Origin of the sequence: Curtobacterium sp. MCPF17_021 (genome assembly GCF_003234605.2) — a bacterium.
Lineage (GTDB): Bacteria > Actinomycetota > Actinomycetes > Actinomycetales > Microbacteriaceae > Curtobacterium > Curtobacterium flaccumfaciens.
Map to the genome: position 1 here is coordinate 1,861,817 of NZ_CP126252.1, position 15,355 is coordinate 1,877,171.

A 15,355-nucleotide genomic window follows, 5' to 3' on the forward strand; every position below is an offset into this window, starting at 1 on the left:
GCACCTCCTGAAGCCCGTGACCGCGACACCGACGCCCCTGGTCGTCTTCATCAAGGGCGGCGGGTTCCGGAACGTCCACCGAGCCCGGTACGTCCCCGCGCTGGTGGCCCTGGCCGAGCGCGGGGTCGCCGTCGCCAGTGTCGAGTACCGGACCAGCAACGAGGCGCGGTTCCCTGCCCCGGTCGACGACGTGCGGGAAGCGCTCCGCTTCCTCCGCGCACACGCGGACGAGCTCAACCTGGATCCGGGTGCGGTCGCGCTCTGGGGCAATTCCGCCGGCGCGACCATCGCGACGATCGTCGGCGCCTCCGCTCCCTCGGAACCGGACCGGGTGTGCGCGGTCGCCAGCTGGTACGGCATGCACGACCCGCTCCGCTCACCGGAGCTCCGCGCCCCCGGGTCGCCCCTGCACACCGCGTTCGGGGCACCCGGTGCGCACGGCAGCCGGTGGTTCCGACCCGCAGACCACATCACGGCCGAGTCCGCGCCGACGTTCCTGCTCCACGGGACCGACGACCAGGTCGTGCCCGTCGATCAGAGCATGTCCCTCGCCGCGACGCTCGCAGAACAGGGTGTTCCCCACGAGTTCATGCTCGTCGACGGTGGCCACCACGAATTCGCCGAGATGAGCACGCGCACCGACGCCCTCACCAGGACCTACGACTTCCTCCACGGGCACCTGCTCGCGCGCGTCGGGCGACACGGCACGTCCGAGTGACCGCACGGTCCGGCCAGGTCAGGGATCGGTCAGGGTGCCCCGGACGATCGAGTCACCGGAGTGCGCCGGATCACCGTCGTCGGCCTCGGCTGAGACGTCCACCACGGGGAACTCCGCGGTGTCGACGCCGTTGGGCACCGTGAAGCGGCCCTGGTCGCCGTCGAGGTAGCCGACGCTCACCAGTCCGCCGAGGTCCGACCGCATCATCCAGACCTCGCGCAGCGGACCGGTGCCGGAGCGACCGCGCTCTCCGTGCAGGTCGACGAGCAGGGTCACCCGGCCGTCCTGGTCACGTTCGAGTTCGGCGCGGCCGGTCGTCCCCGACCAACCGGGCAGTGCGGCGAGCTCGGTGTTCGCCAGGACGGTCTCGGTGTCACCGCGGGGGAGTCCGGGGACGATCCCCGACGCCACGCCGATGCCGAGGACGACGGCGAGGACACCGGCGCCGGCGATCACCAGTGCCAGGGCACGGCGACGACGCGGACGGGATCGGGGTCGGCGGGCCACGGCGTGATGCTGCGCGTCGGACCGGGTGCCGCCGGCTGCCCCGCCGGACGCGCGTTCAGCCGGTCGTCCGGGGTCGGTCGCCGGCGCCGCCGCCTGTTGCGGCGTCCGGGCGATCTCGGCCGCGATCCGGTCCCACACGTGCTCCGGGGGCGCGGCCAGCGTGACGTCCTCGGACGCCCGGGTCACCGCGGCGACCCGCTGCAGCGCGGCCACCTCGTCGCGGCACCGGTCGCAGGACGCCAGGTGTTCGGCGACGTCGTCCGCGGCGACCTGGTCGGAGACCGCGAGCATCGCCAGCGTCTCGTCGTCGACGTGCTTCATTCGATCACCTCCAGACGTGTTCGGAGCCGAGCCAGACTTCGGTGGATGTGGCTCTTGACGGTGCCCAGCGGCAGTTCGAGCCGTTCGGCGATCTCACGATGGCTGAGGTCGTCGTAGAACGCCAGTCGCATCACGCGTCGTGGGACCTCGTCGAGCCGCTCGAGCTCGCCGGCGACCAGTGCGCGTTCGGCCAGGTCGAAGGCCGGTTCCGGCGCCGGGGTGGTCTCCTCGACCACGTCCGGGTCGGCGGCGCTGGCGTGCCGTCGGCGCTCGTTCTGCGCGTCGGCGATGCAGTTCCGGGTGATGCCGACCAGCCACGCGCCGAGCGGGGCCCGGCCGGGGTCGTAGCTCGTGCTGCGCTGCCAGGCCTTCACGAAGACCTGCTGCGTGACGTCCTCGGCGGCGGCCGGGTCGGCCAGGGCGCGGAGGGCCAGCGAGTACACGAGCGACGACCACCGTTCGTAGACGGCTCGCAGGGCGTGCTCGCCCCCGGCGCGGAACGCGTCCGAGAGCTCGCTGTCGTCCGGGAGGATGGTCGTCACGTCTTCCTGTCGCTGGCGCGGTCGTCGTCGTCGACCACGATCCGATCGTAGGGGGCGGATCGTCGCCACGGTCAGGCCGGGATCGCGGTGACGACGAGGTTGCTCTCGTAGTGTCCGGTGGCTGCGTCGAACGTCCCGCCGCAGGTCACTAGGACGAGCCGTCGTGGTCCGTCGTCACGGAACACGTCGCCCCAGGGGAGTCCCTGCTTCTCGAGCATGCTGACGGAGTCGATGCGCCACGCGGTCTCGGCACTGTCCGCGTCGGTCAGGGTGATGCGGGTGCCGGACGGGGCGTCGGCAAGCCGCGAGAACGGGCCGATGCCGTAGCCGACCGCGTCGACGTGGGCCGCGATGACGACCGTGCCCTCGGCGGACGACGGTGCGGCACCGAACCGGTACCAGCCCGCGGTCGCCGGGTCGGGCGGGAGCGCCATTGCGCCGTCCTCGTCGACCCCCTCGGGGCGGATCGGCGCGCGGATGCCGGCGTGGTCGACGGTGATGCTGGTCGGGGCGGGGGCGTCCCGGACCGGGGGGATCGTGGCGGCCTGCTGCGGGACCTCGGTCGAGAACGCCGACGGGACCGGTGTGGGGGTGGTGGTCGGCAGGACGGACGGCTGCCCGCCGGGGGTGGTCCCGGCCGACGAGCACCCGGTCAGGGCGGCGGCCGCCACGGCGACGACGAGCGTCACCGTGGCGGACCGCACGGGGCGTGGCACGTTCAGCGGCGGGTCGCTGCGTGCCGGCGGCGGAGCACCACGGCCCCGATCGCGGCAGCGGCGGCCAGTGCGGCCGCCGCTGCGCCGACCAGGGGCAGGGGGTCCTGGTCGTTCGTGGCCACGAGACCGGCGTTCCCGGCGGGGACGCCGTTCGGCGTGCCACCGAGGTCCGCGATCGTCTGCGTGGCGAGGGCGAGGTTGTCGTCGTCCAGGCTGCCCCAGGCGTAGACGATGGTCGACGAGCCCGCGGTGACCGCCACGTCCGCCGGGCCGATCACGGGGTCGGTGGTCCCGGTGGCGGCGACGGTCGCCGACACGGTGCCGGCCGGCAGCTCGAGTGCCTGCTCGTCGGGGTTCGACAGGTTCGACACGACGGCCTTCCCACCGGCGAGGACGTCGACGGCCGGTGCGGCGGCGACGTGCCGGACCACCAGGCGTCCCTGGCCGGCCGCGACGGCCGAGGTGTCGTTGGTGAACACCGTCGCGGTCGGCGACCCGTCCGTGGCGTCGTGGGCGACGGCGGTGTAGTTGCCACCGGCGTCGAATGAGACGTCCGCCGGGCCGATGATCGGGTCGGAGGCGTCGGTTGCGTCCGAGGCGGTGATCGCGAGCTGGTGTGCACCGGCCGGCACCATCATCGGGCCGGCGAGGGTGCCCGGGGTGAAGTCGTCGATGGCACGTTCGCCGTCGAGGTAGACGTCGACGGTGACGTCCGGGACGGCGTGGAGGACCGAGAGCGTCGCCTCGCCGGTGGCGGCGGTCGCAGCGGTCGCGGGCAGTACGGCCGCAGCGGCGGCGAACAGGACACCGGCGCTGAGGCCGGTGGCGAGTGTCTTGCGCATGACGTGTCTCCTTCGGGCCTGTCCGGGCCGGTGCGGACGACGTCGTCCTCGACGTCGTACCCCCACTACCGCCGGAGCACCCCGATCGGATGCAGCGATTTGCTGGGGATCAGCTGAGACGGCGCCAGACCCCTGCGTTGCCCGGACGCGACCAGGTCTCCGGATCGCCCGTGACGGCCTCGTCCCCGGCTCCCCGGTCGGTGAGCCGGTACGCGGAGTCCGGCGTCCACCCTGCGACGACGCTCGCGCGGCTGCCGTCGACCGGCACGGTGAGCCCGGAAGTGCGGAACCAGCCCGCGACGGTCAGGTGCACGACGTCGTACTCGGTGGCCACCGCGGACCAGTCCGGCTGCACCCAGTCGCCCTGCCGTCCGGTCGCCACGGCCCAGTCGTTCCGTCGGGTCGTCCCCGTCACGTCGAGCGGCCAGCGCCGGCACAGCGCGGCCCAGTCGGCGGGACCGTCGACGGTGCACACGCGCGCCGTGGCATCGGCCGGCACCGCCGAGACGACGGCGCGTTCCTGCCCGAAGGAGTCCTCGACCGCCCAGAGCGCCAACGGCCCGGCGGACGGGAACGGCGCTCGCGTGTGCTGCGCGAGCGGCCACGGCGGCGTGGTCCACCACACACCGCTGGCCACCCCCGGGTTCCCCTCGGCGTCCTCGCGGCGCAGCTCCCGGGACCAGTCGGCGAGCGCCTCTGCCGCTCCCGGACGTCGGGGCTGCTCGTCCTCGTCGAACTCGACGGTCCATGCTCCGCCCTGCGGGTCGAAGAGCCTGCGCACGACCGGGCTTCCGACCGCCCACCGAGCGAGCCGCCGGAGCGCGGCCTGCAGGTCCGTCCGAGCGAGGAGCGCGTCCAGCGCATCGGGCTGCTGCCACCACAGCGCGGTCTCCGCAGTCGACTCGAGTGCGACCACGACGTCGTCCTCGCCCACGGACGGCAGGGACACCGCCGCGATTGCGCTCGCCAGGTTCGGAGCCGGCTCGGGTTCGACCGCACCACCGATGCCGAAGAACGTTCGGTCGTCGCCGCGTTCGACGCCGAGGTGGTGCTCCGCCCAGAAGAGCAGGTCGCCGAGTTGCAGGGCGGCCGGGTCGTCGGGGTCCTGGACACCGCTGACGAGCTCCAGGCAGAAGCGCCGGCCACGCGGGTGGGCGAGCAGGTCCGAGGCATCGATCACCGAACCAGGCTAGTGACGGCCGCTAACGCACCCGTCGCACCCGCCGATAGTCCTCCGTGCAGGCCCACGGACGGGCCCGCATCCCGCCCCACGGACGGCGGCGGGACGATCGAGAACCAGGACGGGCCATGATCGTCGTCACACGACTGAACGGCAGCGGATTCGCTGTGAACCCCGATCTCGTGGAGCGCATCCAGGAGACGCCGGACACGACGCTCATCATGGTCGACGGTGCGAAGTACATCGTGCGGGAGTCGATGGCCGACGTCATCGACCTGATCGCCGCGTACCGGGCACGCATCGTCGGGATGGCCTACGGCACCGACCAGGCCCCCCGCTCGAGCACGAACACCGGCCCGCTGCCGACGCTCGCCCCGGTCGCCGCACTCCGCTCCACGCAGCACGGTCGCGCGCTGGACGGGGGTCGCTGACGTGGACATCGCAACGATCGTCGGCATCCTGCTCGCCTTCGGCGCCCTGTTCGGCATGGTCCAGATGGAGCACGTCGAGCTCGGTGGACTCTTCCTGCCCGCCCCGATGCTGCTCGTGTTCGGTGCCACCATCGGCTGCGGCATCGCCAGCACCACGCTCAAGGACGCGATCGCCAGCTTCAAGGCCGTGCCGAAGGCGTTCACCGGCAAGGTCACCCCGCCGGCGTCGGTCATCGACGACGTCGTCGGGCTCGCCGAGACCGCCCGCGCCAACGGCCTGCTCGCCCTCGAGCAGGAGGCCGACAAGCACGACGACCCGTTCATGAAGAAGGCGCTGCAGAACATCGCGGACGGCACCGACGGCGACGAGCTGCGGATCCTGCTCGAGGACGAGATCGAGTCGAACGCAGCCCCGACCCGGAGCGCGAGTGCGTTCTTCATGGGCCTCGGCGGCTTCGCCCCGACCGTCGGCATCATCGGCACCGTGGTCTCGCTGACCCACGTGCTCGCGAACCTCGGCAAGCCCGACGAGCTCGGACCGCTGATCGCCAGCGCGTTCGTCGCCACCCTGTGGGGCCTGCTGACCGCGAACTTCATGTGGCTGCCGATCGGTGGCAAGCTCCGCAAGCTCGCCCAGCTCGAGTCGGACCGCCAGACGCTCCTGATGGAGGGGTTGCTCGCGGTGCAGGCGGGCAGCCAGCCCCGTCTGCTCGGCGAGCGGCTGAAGGCCATGGTCCCGCCCGCCGCCCGCGCCGACACGGGTGGCAAGCCCGGCAAGGCAGGCAAGAAGGCCGACGCGGCCGACGACCAGCAGCTGGCGGCCTGACCGTGAGCGCCAACCCCCGGGGCCGCGGCCGCGGTCGCGCGAAGAAGTCCCACGACGAGGCCGAGCACCCCGACGAGCGCTGGATGGCGTCGTACATGGACATGATCACGGTGCTGATGTGCATGTTCCTCGTGCTCTTCGCGATGTCCACCGTCGACCAGGAGAAGTACATCCAGCTGAAGCAGTCGCTCGCCACCGGCTTCGGCGAGGTCGACTCGCAGAAGATCGACACCGCGAGCGGCACCGTCGTGACGAAGGACCAGGTCGAGGACGGCTCCGGCTACTCGACGGACAAGTCCCAGGCCGACCACTCGACCGCGTCGTCGGGCACGAAGGACACCAACGTCGACCCCGCGTCGACGGTGGTGCCGACCACGGCGAGCAAGCAGGACCTCGCCGAGGCGAAGCGCGAGCTCGACGACCTGACGAAGCTCGAGCGTGCGATCCAGCGCAACCTGGCGAAGGCGGGCCAGACCGAGAACGTCCAGTTCACCGTGGACGCCCGCGGCCTGATCGTCCGGTTGATCGGCAGCGAGACGTACTTCGGCACGAACAGCGCGGACCTGTCCGACCAGGCGCGGTCGATCATGGACGCCATCGCGCCGGTGCTGAAGACCTCCGCCCACGACGTCAGCGTCGAGGGCCACGCCGACCAGCGGAACTCGACCGCGCCGTACGCCACCAACTGGGAGCTCAGCGCGGCGCGGGCGACCGGGGTCCTGCGCGACCTGGTCGAGCGGGGCGGGATGCCCGGCGACCACGTGCAGAGCGTCGGGTTCGGGTCGAGCCGGCCGCTGGCGAAGGGCGGCACGGACCGGGACCTCGCCCTGAACCGGCGGGTCGACATCGTGGTCCTGTCGAACGCCGACCAGGACGTCAGCGCCCTCATGCCGGCGCTGGCGAAGGCACAGGACGGAGCACAGCAGGGCTGAGACACGGAGCGCAGCAGGGCTGAGAAACGCAGCGTGCGGAGCGCACCAGCGCTGCCGCCACCGCCCCACTACGGGGTACAGCACTGACGGGTGCCCCACAGGTGACCGATAGACGCACCCGTGACCGAGACCCTGCCAGCGCCCGAGGTGTACGACTTCGCGCGCCCGTCGACGCTGGCCCGTGAGCACGCCCGGGTCCTCGAGCTCGCCTTCGAGACGTTCGCGCGCCAGTGGGGCACGCAGCTGACGGCGAAGGTCCGCGCGGTCAGCCAGGTCACCTGCGAGCAGGTGGAGATGACGACGTACGACGAGTACGCCGCGTCGCTGCCCGCGCTCACCGGCATGGTGCTGCTGCCGATCACCGGCCTGACCCCGAAGGGCGTGCTGCAGGTCCCGCTCGACGCCGCGCTGACGTGGGTGTCGCACGCGCTGGGCGCCTCGAAGCCGCTGCCGACCCCGGACCGCACCTTCACGCCCATCGAGCAGGCCCTGGTCCGCAAGATCGTCGAGGACGCCCTCGACGACCTCCGCTACTCGTTCGGCGGGCTGCTCGCGCAGGACGTCACGGTCGGCGGGTTCCAGTTCAACAGCCAGTTCGCCCAGGCCGCGCAGAAGGGCGACCTGATGATCGTCGCCTCGTTCTCGATCCGGGTCGGCGACCGCATCGCGCCCGGCACGCTGGCCCTGCCGGCCGAGGCCGTCCTGCCGCAGCTCGGCGAGGCCGCCGCACACGTGTCGCCCGCCGACGCCCGAGCCCTGCTGGACGCGCAGCTCGAGAGCGTGCCCGTGGGCGTCAGCCTGCGCTTCACCCCGGCCGCGGTCCTGCCGACGCAGGTCCTGCGGCTCGCCGTCGGCGACGTCCTGCCGCTGCCGCACCCGCAGCACCGGCCCCTCACCATCGCGGTCGACGGCGAACCCGTCGGCACCGCCGCGGTCGGCGCGAACGGCTCGCGCCTCGCCGGCATCGTCGTCACCACCACGAGCACGGAGCAGCACTGATGACCGAAACGACCACCCTCCACACCGCAGCGGCCGAGTCGCTCGCGGCGCAGCTCCCGACGGCCGCCCCCTTGACCGCGGTGCTCCTGCCTGGAGGCGCGACACCGGTCGTGCTCGACGCGGCGACGGACGCCGTGGTCGCCTCGTTCGTCGGCGGCCTGTCGGCCGACCTGGCGCTCGTGCTCACCGACCTCGAGTCGATCACGGCCGCCGGAGGCACCGACCACGGCATCGTGGCCGTCACGGACGTCCTGCGTCCGTCGCTCGAGGCCGCGGCCGGGGTCCTCGGCGTCGGGGTGCTCGGCGAGGCGAACCGCGAGTCGGCCGCGTCGCTGCTGGCCGACCCGGACACCGTCGTGTTCGAACTGACCGCCGGTGGCCTGCCCGCCGGGTGGTTCGGCATCCGGATCCGCGAGAACGGCACGGTGTCGGCGCCCGTCGTGGCGAACCTGCCCGCCGGCAACCTCGGCCGGATCAACAACGTCGAGATGACCCTGACGGTCGAGATCGGCCGCACCCGGATGTCGGTCCGCGACGTGCTCGGCATGGAGCCCGGCGCCGTCGTCGAGCTCGACCGCAGCGCCGGTGCCCCCGCCGACGTCCTGCTGAACGGCCGCCTCATCGCGCACGGCGAGGTCGTCGTCGTCGACCAGGACTACGCGGTCCGGATCACCCGCATCCTCGACGTCGCCGAAACGGTCTGACCCGCACGTGGACACCCTCGTCGTCACCCTCCGCGTCGCGCTCTCGCTCGGCGTCGTGCTCGCCCTCATGTGGGTGCTGCACCGCGCGAGCCGCAAGCGCTTCTCGGGCAAGCCGTCGGGCCGCCGTGCCGCGACCGTCGAGGTCGTCGGTCGGCAGGGCATCGGCGGCAAGGCGAGCGTCGTCGTGGTCGACGTCGAGGGGGAGCGGCTCGTGCTCGGCGTGTCCGAGCACGGGGTCAACCTGCTCACCAGCGGGCAGGCGCCCGCGCCGGAACTCACCATCGTGACCGGACCGGTGGCGCTGCCCGTGCGTTCCGCCCCGTCGGCCGACGTGTTCGGTCGGGAACTCGCGCAGCAGTCGGACGCCACCACGGGCCTCCCGGCGGGCACGGACGACGTGACCCGCGCGACCGACGCGACCAGCGCCGTCACGCCGCTGCCGATGCGCCCGCGCAACCGTCGCCCGCAGCGCGCCGTGCCGAGCGCGCAGCAGCTGCAGGGCTCGATCCTGTCGGTCGACACCTGGCGCCAGGCCGCCGCCGCGCTGCGGAACCGGCGGGCCGGGTGACCGCGGCAGGGCCGCACCGGCTGGCACGGTCGGGTCGACTCGTCGCCCTCGTCCTGCTCGGCCTGGCGGTCGTGGCCGGGTTCCTGATGCTCACGACGACGGGTGCGCACGCCGCCGGTGTCGTCGAACCCACCGCCCCGGCGACCCCGACCGCCCCCGCGACCGGTGACTTCAGCGTCAGCGTGAACGGTCCGGACGGCACGCCCTCGTCGGCCGTGGTGACGCTCATCGGCATCACGCTGCTGAGCGTCGCACCCGCGCTGATGCTCATGATGACGTCGTTCACGAAGATCTTCGTCGTGCTCGCGATGACCCGGAACGCGCTCGGGCTGCAGTCCATCCCGCCGAACCAGGTGATCGCCGGACTGGCGCTGTTCCTGTCGCTGTTCGTGATGGCACCGGTGCTCGGGCACATCAACGACGACGCCCTGCAGCCCTACCTGGCCGGGCACCTCGACTTCAACCAGGCCGTCGAGATCGGCACGAAGCCCCTGCGGACCTTCATGCTCCACCAGACCCGCGACGAGGACGTCGCCCTGATCACCCGCGCCGCCGGGCTCGACAACCCGAAGTCGATGGCCGACGTGCCGATGACGACGGTGATCCCGGCGTTCATCATCTCGGAGCTCCGCAGCGCGTTCATCATCGGGTTCGTCATCTTCATCCCGTTCCTGGTGATCGACCTCGTCGTCTCCGCGGCCCTGATGTCGATGGGCATGATGATGCTCCCGCCGGTCATGATCTCGCTGCCGTTCAAGATCCTGCTCTTCGTGCTGGTCGACGGCTGGGGCCTCATCATCACGTCGCTCATCGAGAGCTACCACGTTGTCTAGGGGGCACGCATGAACCAGCAGGCCGTCATCGACCTCGTGCTCCAGGCGCTCCTGGTGTCCGGCAAGCTCGCCGCCCCGGTGCTCGTCACCTCGCTCGTCGTCGGCTTCGCGATCTCGCTGTTCCAGTCGGTGACGCAGATCCAGGAGGTCACGCTCTCGTTCGTGCCGAAGGCCGTCGCCGTCGCGATCGCCCTGGTGGTCTGCGGTAACTGGATGATCTCGGAGATGATCGCGTTCACGCACGTCGCCTTCGACATGATCCCGAAGCTGCTCGGGGCCGGTTGATGGAGCTCAGCATCGACGCCGACCGTCTGGAGGCGACCATGCTCGCCGGCGTCCGGCTCGTCGCGTTCTTCGTCATCGCGCCGCCGTTCTCGTACCGGGCGTTCCCCGGCACGGTCAAGGTGATCCTCGGGCTGGGGCTCGCCATCGGCGTCGCCCCGCGTGTCGCCGTCGGCTACGAGTCGCTCGACACGGGGCCGTTCCTGCTCGCCCTGCTCACCCAGCTCGTCGTCGGGCTGTCCCTCGGGTTCCTGGTGTTCCTGGTGTTCGCCGCCGCGCAGTCGGCGGGTGCGCTCATCGACCTGTTCGGCGGGTTCACGCTCGCGCAGGCGTTCGACCCGCAGTCCCAGGTCAACGGCGCCCAGTTCACCCGCCTGTTCCAGATGACCGCGCTCGCGCTGCTCTTCACCTCGGGCGGCTACCAGCTCATCGTCGGCGGTCTGGTGCGGTCGTTCGACGCCGTGCCGCTCACCGGTGCCTTCGCGGTCGACGGGCTCGCGTCGATGCTCGTGACGGCGATGTCGCAGATGTTCCTCGCCACCCTGCAGATCGCCGGACCGCTCGTCGTCGTGCTGTTCCTGGCCGACGTCGGCCTCGGGCTGCTGACCCGCGTGGCACCGGCGCTCAACGCGTTCCAGATGGGCTTCCCGATCAAGATCGGCCTGACCGTCCTGTTCGCCGGCGCGCTCTTCATGGCCCTGCCCTCGGTGGTGTCGTCGCTGACCGGCGATGCCGTCGAGGCCATCACGGGACGGGGGTGACGACGTGTCCGACAGCGGAGAACGTTCCGAACAGGCAACCCAGCAGCGGATGCGCGAGGTCCACGAGAAGGGCCAGATCGGCCGCTCGCAGGACCTCGGCGCGTGGATCGGGATCGCCGTCGCGGCCCTCATGACCCCGGCCGCGATCGGCAACGCCGCGGCTGCCGGACAGGACCAGCTCCTCGCCGTGCAGCGCGTCATCGAGGACCCCGAGCTCGGTGCCGTGCAGGCCCTGCTCGCCGACGCCCTCGGGTCGATGGGTGCGACCCTCGGCCCGATGCTCGCGGTCGTCGCGGTCGCGGTGCTCGCCGCCGCCGTCACCCAGGGCGGGGTGCACTTCCGCAAGATGACGCCGCAGCCCGACCACTTCGATCCGATCGCCGGACTGAAGCGCGTGTTCGGCACCCAGGCGCTCTGGAACGGCGCGAAGGCGCTGCTCAAGACCGCCGTCGTCGGGCTCGTCCTGTGGTTCGCGGTGCAGGGGCTCATGCCGGTCCTGATGACGAGCGGCTCGCTGCCGCTGTCGGCCGTGCTCGAGGCCGCCGCCGCCGGGTCCGGCACCCTGCTGCGCGCCGCGATCGTCGCCGGACTCGTCCTCGCAGCCCTCGACGTGTTCGTGGTGATCCGCCGCAACCGGAAGCGCACGATGATGACCAAGCGCGAGGTCAAGGACGAGAACAAGCGGAGCGACGGCGACCCGCTGGTGAAGTCGCAGCGACGCTCCCGTCAGCTCGCGATGAGCCGCAACCGGATGATCCAGGCCATCGGCACCGCGGACGTCGTGATGACGAACCCGACCCACTACGCCGTCGCGATCAAGTACGAGCCGGGGAAGTCCGCGCCCCGGGTGGTGGCGAAGGGGGCCGGCCCGGTCGCCGACGTCATCCGCGCACGTGCCGAGGAGGAGCGGGTGCCGATCGTCCGCGACGTCCCGCTCACCCGGGCGCTGCACGCCGCGTGCGAGCTCGGGCACGAGATCCCCGTCGACCTGTACACGCCGGTGGCCCGCGTCCTGTCCTTCGTGATGGCGCTCAAGGCCCGTGGCACCGCGGCCGGCACGCACGCGCCGCCACGGCCGACCACCCCGGACGAGGTCGCGAGCGTCATCGACCCCGCCACCCTGATCGGTGACCTCCGCCCCCGCAAGCTCCGCACACGGCGCACCGCAGAGAACCAGACCGAAGGACTCCCCGCATGAACCGCAAGGACCTGCCGAAGCTCGTCGTCCCGGTGTTCATCGTCGGCATCATCCTGCTGCTGATCCTGCCGGTGCCGTCGTTCCTGCTCGACTTCCTGATCATCATCAACATCCTGCTGGCGCTGGTGATCCTGCTCACGACGCTGTTCGTGAAGAAGCCGCTCGACTTCTCGGTGTTCCCGTCCCTGCTGCTCGTCGCGACGCTGTTCCGACTAGGCCTCAACGTGGCGTCCACCCGGCTGGTGCTCGGCGAGGGCTTCGCCGGTGACGTCATCCAGGCGTTCGGCCACGTCGCCGTCTCCGGGTCGATCATCATCGGCGCGGTCATCTTCCTCATCCTCATCGTCATCCAGTTCGTCGTGGTGACGAAGGGTGCCGAGCGCGTCGCCGAGGTCGGGGCACGCTTCACCCTCGACGCGATGCCGGGCAAGCAGATGGCGATCGACGCCGACCTGAACGCCGGGCTGATCACCGACCAGGAAGCCAAGGAGCGCCGTGCCGCGGTGTCCGCCGAGGCCGACTTCTACGGCGCGATGGACGGTGCGTCGAAGTTCGTCAAGGGCGATGCGATCGCCGGCATCCTGATCATCATCATCAACCTGATCGGTGGCATCGCCATCGGCATGCTGCAGAATGGACTGTCCGCCACCGACGCCCTGTCGAAGTACGGCATCCTGACGATCGGCGACGGCCTGGTCACGCAGATCCCGGCGTTGTTGATGGCGGTGTCGACGGGCATGATCGTCACCCGGTCCGGCGCCGAGTCCGAGATGGGGTCCTCGGCCGCGACCCAGCTGTCGCAGTCGCGGAACGCCCTGATGATCGCCGGCGTCGCCGCGATCGCGATGGGCTTCATCCCCGGCATGCCGATCCTGCCGTTCCTGCTCGTCGGCGCGACCCTGCTCTTCACGGGCTGGCGCATCGGCCGGAACGCCGCCCGGGCCGAGGCCGACGCCGCCCAGCAGCAGGCACTCGCGGCCGCGGCGCCGACCGGCGACACCCCGGAGGACCTGCTCGAGCAGATGCGCGTGCACGCCCTCGAGATCCTGCTCGCCCCCGACCTGGTCGACATGGTCTCCGGCGCCTCCGACGACCTGCTCGGCCGGGTGCGTGCCCTCCGCCGCAAGATCGCGATCGACATGGGCATCGTCGTCCCGCCGGTCCGCACCCGCGACTCGATCGACCTGCCGCCGTCGACGTACGCCATCCGGATCGCCGGGGTCGAGGCCGGTCGGGGCACCGCGCCCGCCCGCAGCGTCCTGGCGCTCGGCGACCACCTGGACGGCCTGCCCGGCACCTCGACCGTCGAGCCGGTGTTCGGCCTGACCGGCAAGTGGGTGCCCGCCGAACTGCGCCACGCCGCCGAGATGACCGGCGCGACCGTGATCGACCGGGTCTCCGTGCTCGTCACCCACCTGCAGGCGGTCATCGGCGACAACGCCGCGCGCCTGCTCACCCGCGAGGACGTCAAGGTCCTGACCGAGGGCGTCAAGCAGGTCAACCCCGCCGCGGTCGAGGAGCTCGTCCCCGGCATGCTCTCGATGGCCGAACTGCAGCGGGTGCTGCAGGGCCTGCTCGCCGAGCGTGTGCCGATCAACGACCTCGGCCGGATCTGCGAGGCCCTCACGCTCCGCGCCAAGGTGTCGACCGACCCCGAGGGGCTCGTCGAATCAGCCCGTGCAGCCCTCGGCCCGGCCCTCGCCGCCCGGCACACCGACGCCGGCACCCTGCGCGTCATCATGATCGACCCGATGCTCGAGCAGTCGATGCTCGAGGGGCTCCGGCCGTCCGAGCAGGGCAGCCAGATCGTGCTGGACGCGCACCGCATCGAGCAGGTCCTGGGGTCCGTCCGCGACGCCGTGCGCTCCGTGGAGGACCAGGGGCTCTCCGCCGTCCTGGTCTGCGCCCCGCAGCTCCGCCCGGCCGTGCACCGCATGGTCGCCGCCCAGTCGAACGGGCTCCCGGTGCTGTCGTACCAGGAGGCCACCGCCGCGGGCTCCACCATCGAGACCGTGGGAGTGGTCCGTGCCGCCGACCCGATTGCAGCGTAGCGGCGCCACGCTCGAGTCGGTCCGCGACGCGGTCCGGATCGAGTTCGGCGCGGGTGCACGGATCGTCGCGGCCGAACGCGTGACCACGCCCGGCTTCGGCGGGCTGTTCCGCAAGGCGCACGTCGAGGCCACCGTCGAGGTGCCGGAACCGGGGGACCAGCCCACCGCCCGGGTGATCATCGCCGACTCGCCCGTGCAGCGCGTCGGCATCGCCGCGCTGCTCGCCGACGCCGAGGCGGCCGAGGCCCGCATCGCCGGCACCGACGGCACCGCGACGACGCGGGCCGACGCCTTCGCGTCGGTGCTCGACGGGTTCCAGGCGGACGGGATCACGCCGAGCGCCCCGCGCCCGACGCGCGCGCCGGCCGAGCCGGACGTGCCCGCCGGGGTCGACCCGCGCCTCCAGGCCGCCGCCGACGCGCAGACGGTGGTCGACACGCAGACGGTGGCCGTCGCGCAGCCGGTCGTCGAGCCCCGGTCGGGAGGCCCGTCCCGCGTCCTCGACGCGCCCTCGCCTGCTCCGGTGGCCCGGTCCACCGCGCCCGCCGTACGGTCCGCGGACGGTGACCTGGTGCTCCTGGTCGGGCGGCCGAACGACGTCGACGCCGCCGCCGGACTCTTCGCGGTGCGGCACGCGCTCCGCCCGACGGACGCCGCCGACCGCCGTGCGGCGATCCTGGCGCGGGCCGACGGTGTCCGTGACGGTCACGCGGTGCTCGCCGTCGCCGCGTGGGACGACCGGGCGACCGGCGACGCGCTGCAGGCCGACCAGGTGTGGGTCGTGGTCGACGTGGGGCGGAAGCCCGCGGACTCGGCCGCGATGGTGTCCGCGGTGGCCTCGCGGCTGCCCGTGGTCGGCGTCGTGGCGATCGGTGCTGGTGAGACCGCCACGCCCGGGTCGGTGGACCTGCTGGGGCTCCCCGTCGTGTCGCTAGGCTGAACGG

General features: G+C 72.2%; 18 protein-coding genes. 13 read left to right on the forward strand and 5 right to left on the reverse strand.

Annotation, left to right across the window (positions count from 1 at the left end; all coding sequences use genetic code 11):
- Positions 1-16 precede the first annotated feature (16 nt).
- Positions 17-718 carry an alpha/beta hydrolase gene (locus DEJ29_RS08790; protein WP_181438096.1) on the forward strand — a complete coding sequence of 234 codons (702 nt, stop codon included), beginning with the start codon at positions 17-19 and terminating at the stop codon, positions 716-718.
- A gap of 18 nt (positions 719-736) precedes the next feature.
- Here DEJ29_RS08790 and DEJ29_RS08795 read toward each other — a convergent pair whose 3' ends face one another.
- The 5 genes from DEJ29_RS08795 to DEJ29_RS08815 all read right to left on the reverse strand — a co-directional run bounded on the left by DEJ29_RS08795 (position 737) and on the right by DEJ29_RS08815 (position 4,826).
- Positions 737-1,546 carry an anti-sigma factor gene (locus DEJ29_RS08795; protein WP_111093943.1) on the reverse strand — a complete coding sequence of 270 codons (810 nt, stop codon included), beginning with the start codon at positions 1,544-1,546 and terminating at the stop codon, positions 737-739.
- Positions 1,543-2,088 carry an RNA polymerase sigma factor gene (locus DEJ29_RS08800; protein WP_071244624.1) on the reverse strand — a complete coding sequence of 182 codons (546 nt, stop codon included), beginning with the start codon at positions 2,086-2,088 and terminating at the stop codon, positions 1,543-1,545. The genes DEJ29_RS08795 and DEJ29_RS08800 overlap by 4 nt, the downstream gene beginning before the upstream one ends.
- Positions 2,089-2,159: 71 nt before the next feature.
- Positions 2,160-2,792, reverse strand: coding sequence for a class F sortase (locus DEJ29_RS08805; RefSeq protein WP_181438097.1), 633 nt, complete (start codon positions 2,790-2,792; stop codon positions 2,160-2,162).
- Positions 2,793-2,806: 14 nt separating this feature from the next.
- The gene (locus DEJ29_RS08810) at positions 2,807-3,646 is read right to left on the reverse strand and encodes a DUF4397 domain-containing protein (protein WP_111093945.1); all 840 of its coding nucleotides are present in this window, start codon (positions 3,644-3,646) and stop codon (positions 2,807-2,809) included.
- A gap of 109 nt (positions 3,647-3,755) precedes the next feature.
- Positions 3,756-4,826, reverse strand: a complete 1,071-nt coding sequence (locus tag DEJ29_RS08815; protein WP_111093946.1) for a hypothetical protein — start codon at positions 4,824-4,826, stop codon at positions 3,756-3,758.
- A gap of 167 nt (positions 4,827-4,993) precedes the next feature.
- Between DEJ29_RS08815 and DEJ29_RS08820 the strand changes: the two genes are divergently transcribed.
- The 12 genes from DEJ29_RS08820 (at position 4,994) to DEJ29_RS08875 (ending at position 15,351) form a co-directional block, all read left to right on the forward strand.
- On the forward strand, positions 4,994-5,257 hold the full coding sequence (locus DEJ29_RS08820) for a flagellar FlbD family protein (RefSeq protein ID WP_372495779.1): 264 nt from the start codon (positions 4,994-4,996) through the stop codon (positions 5,255-5,257).
- 1 nt (position 5,258) lies between these two features.
- A complete protein-coding gene (locus DEJ29_RS08825; protein WP_111030043.1) occupies positions 5,259-6,083 on the forward strand; it encodes a motility protein A in 825 nt (274 codons plus the stop codon).
- A gap of 2 nt (positions 6,084-6,085) precedes the next feature.
- Positions 6,086-7,015 (forward strand): OmpA/MotB family protein, encoded by a 930-nt coding sequence (locus tag DEJ29_RS08830; protein WP_110863814.1) that lies wholly within the window; start codon positions 6,086-6,088, stop codon positions 7,013-7,015.
- Between the two features lie 120 nt (positions 7,016-7,135).
- Complete coding sequence (locus tag DEJ29_RS08835) at positions 7,136-8,014, forward strand: flagellar motor switch protein FliM (protein WP_111093948.1); 879 nt, start codon at positions 7,136-7,138, stop codon at positions 8,012-8,014.
- Entirely contained in the window at positions 8,014-8,718 is a 705-nt protein-coding gene (gene fliN / locus DEJ29_RS08840; protein WP_111022848.1) for a flagellar motor switch protein FliN, read from the forward strand. The genes DEJ29_RS08835 and fliN overlap by 1 nt, the downstream gene beginning before the upstream one ends.
- 7 nt (positions 8,719-8,725) lie before the next feature.
- Positions 8,726-9,286 carry a FliO/MopB family protein gene (locus DEJ29_RS08845; RefSeq protein ID WP_111093949.1) on the forward strand — a complete coding sequence of 187 codons (561 nt, stop codon included), beginning with the start codon at positions 8,726-8,728 and terminating at the stop codon, positions 9,284-9,286.
- Entirely contained in the window at positions 9,283-10,119 is an 837-nt protein-coding gene (gene fliP / locus DEJ29_RS08850; protein ID WP_027465540.1) for a flagellar type III secretion system pore protein FliP, read from the forward strand. Before DEJ29_RS08845 ends, fliP begins: the two co-directional genes overlap by 4 nt.
- A gap of 9 nt (positions 10,120-10,128) precedes the next feature.
- On the forward strand, positions 10,129-10,404 hold the full coding sequence (locus tag DEJ29_RS08855; protein ID WP_017887433.1) for a flagellar biosynthetic protein FliQ: 276 nt from the start codon (positions 10,129-10,131) through the stop codon (positions 10,402-10,404).
- The gene (locus tag DEJ29_RS08860) at positions 10,404-11,162 is read left to right on the forward strand and encodes a flagellar biosynthetic protein FliR (RefSeq protein ID WP_111093950.1); all 759 of its coding nucleotides are present in this window, start codon (positions 10,404-10,406) and stop codon (positions 11,160-11,162) included. Before DEJ29_RS08855 ends, DEJ29_RS08860 begins: the two co-directional genes overlap by 1 nt.
- Positions 11,163-11,166: 4 nt before the next feature.
- Complete coding sequence (locus tag DEJ29_RS08865) at positions 11,167-12,360, forward strand: EscU/YscU/HrcU family type III secretion system export apparatus switch protein (RefSeq protein ID WP_111093951.1); 1,194 nt, start codon at positions 11,167-11,169, stop codon at positions 12,358-12,360.
- Positions 12,357-14,411 (forward strand): flagellar biosynthesis protein FlhA, encoded by a 2,055-nt coding sequence (locus tag DEJ29_RS08870; protein ID WP_027465543.1) that lies wholly within the window; start codon positions 12,357-12,359, stop codon positions 14,409-14,411. Before DEJ29_RS08865 ends, DEJ29_RS08870 begins: the two co-directional genes overlap by 4 nt.
- Positions 14,386-15,351, forward strand: a complete 966-nt coding sequence (locus DEJ29_RS08875) for a hypothetical protein (RefSeq protein ID WP_146248272.1) — start codon at positions 14,386-14,388, stop codon at positions 15,349-15,351. Before DEJ29_RS08870 ends, DEJ29_RS08875 begins: the two co-directional genes overlap by 26 nt.
- The last annotated feature ends 4 nt before the right edge of the window (positions 15,352-15,355 follow it).

Excerpts from the sequence above, each read along its gene's own strand:
- DEJ29_RS08795 (WP_111093943.1), bottom strand. The coding sequence starts at position 1,546 with ATGAAGCACGTCGACGACGAGACGCTGGCGATGCTCGCGGTCTCCGAC.
- DEJ29_RS08810 (WP_111093945.1), bottom strand. The coding sequence starts at position 3,646 with ATGCGCAAGACACTCGCCACCGGCCTCAGCGCCGGTGTCCTGTTCGCC.
- fliN (WP_111022848.1), top strand. The coding sequence starts at position 8,014 with ATGACCGAAACGACCACCCTCCACACCGCAGCGGCCGAGTCGCTCGCG.
- DEJ29_RS08855 (WP_017887433.1), top strand. The coding sequence starts at position 10,129 with ATGAACCAGCAGGCCGTCATCGACCTCGTGCTCCAGGCGCTCCTGGTG.
- DEJ29_RS08860 (WP_111093950.1), top strand. The coding sequence starts at position 10,404 with ATGGAGCTCAGCATCGACGCCGACCGTCTGGAGGCGACCATGCTCGCC.
- DEJ29_RS08870 (WP_027465543.1), top strand. The coding sequence starts at position 12,357 with ATGAACCGCAAGGACCTGCCGAAGCTCGTCGTCCCGGTGTTCATCGTC.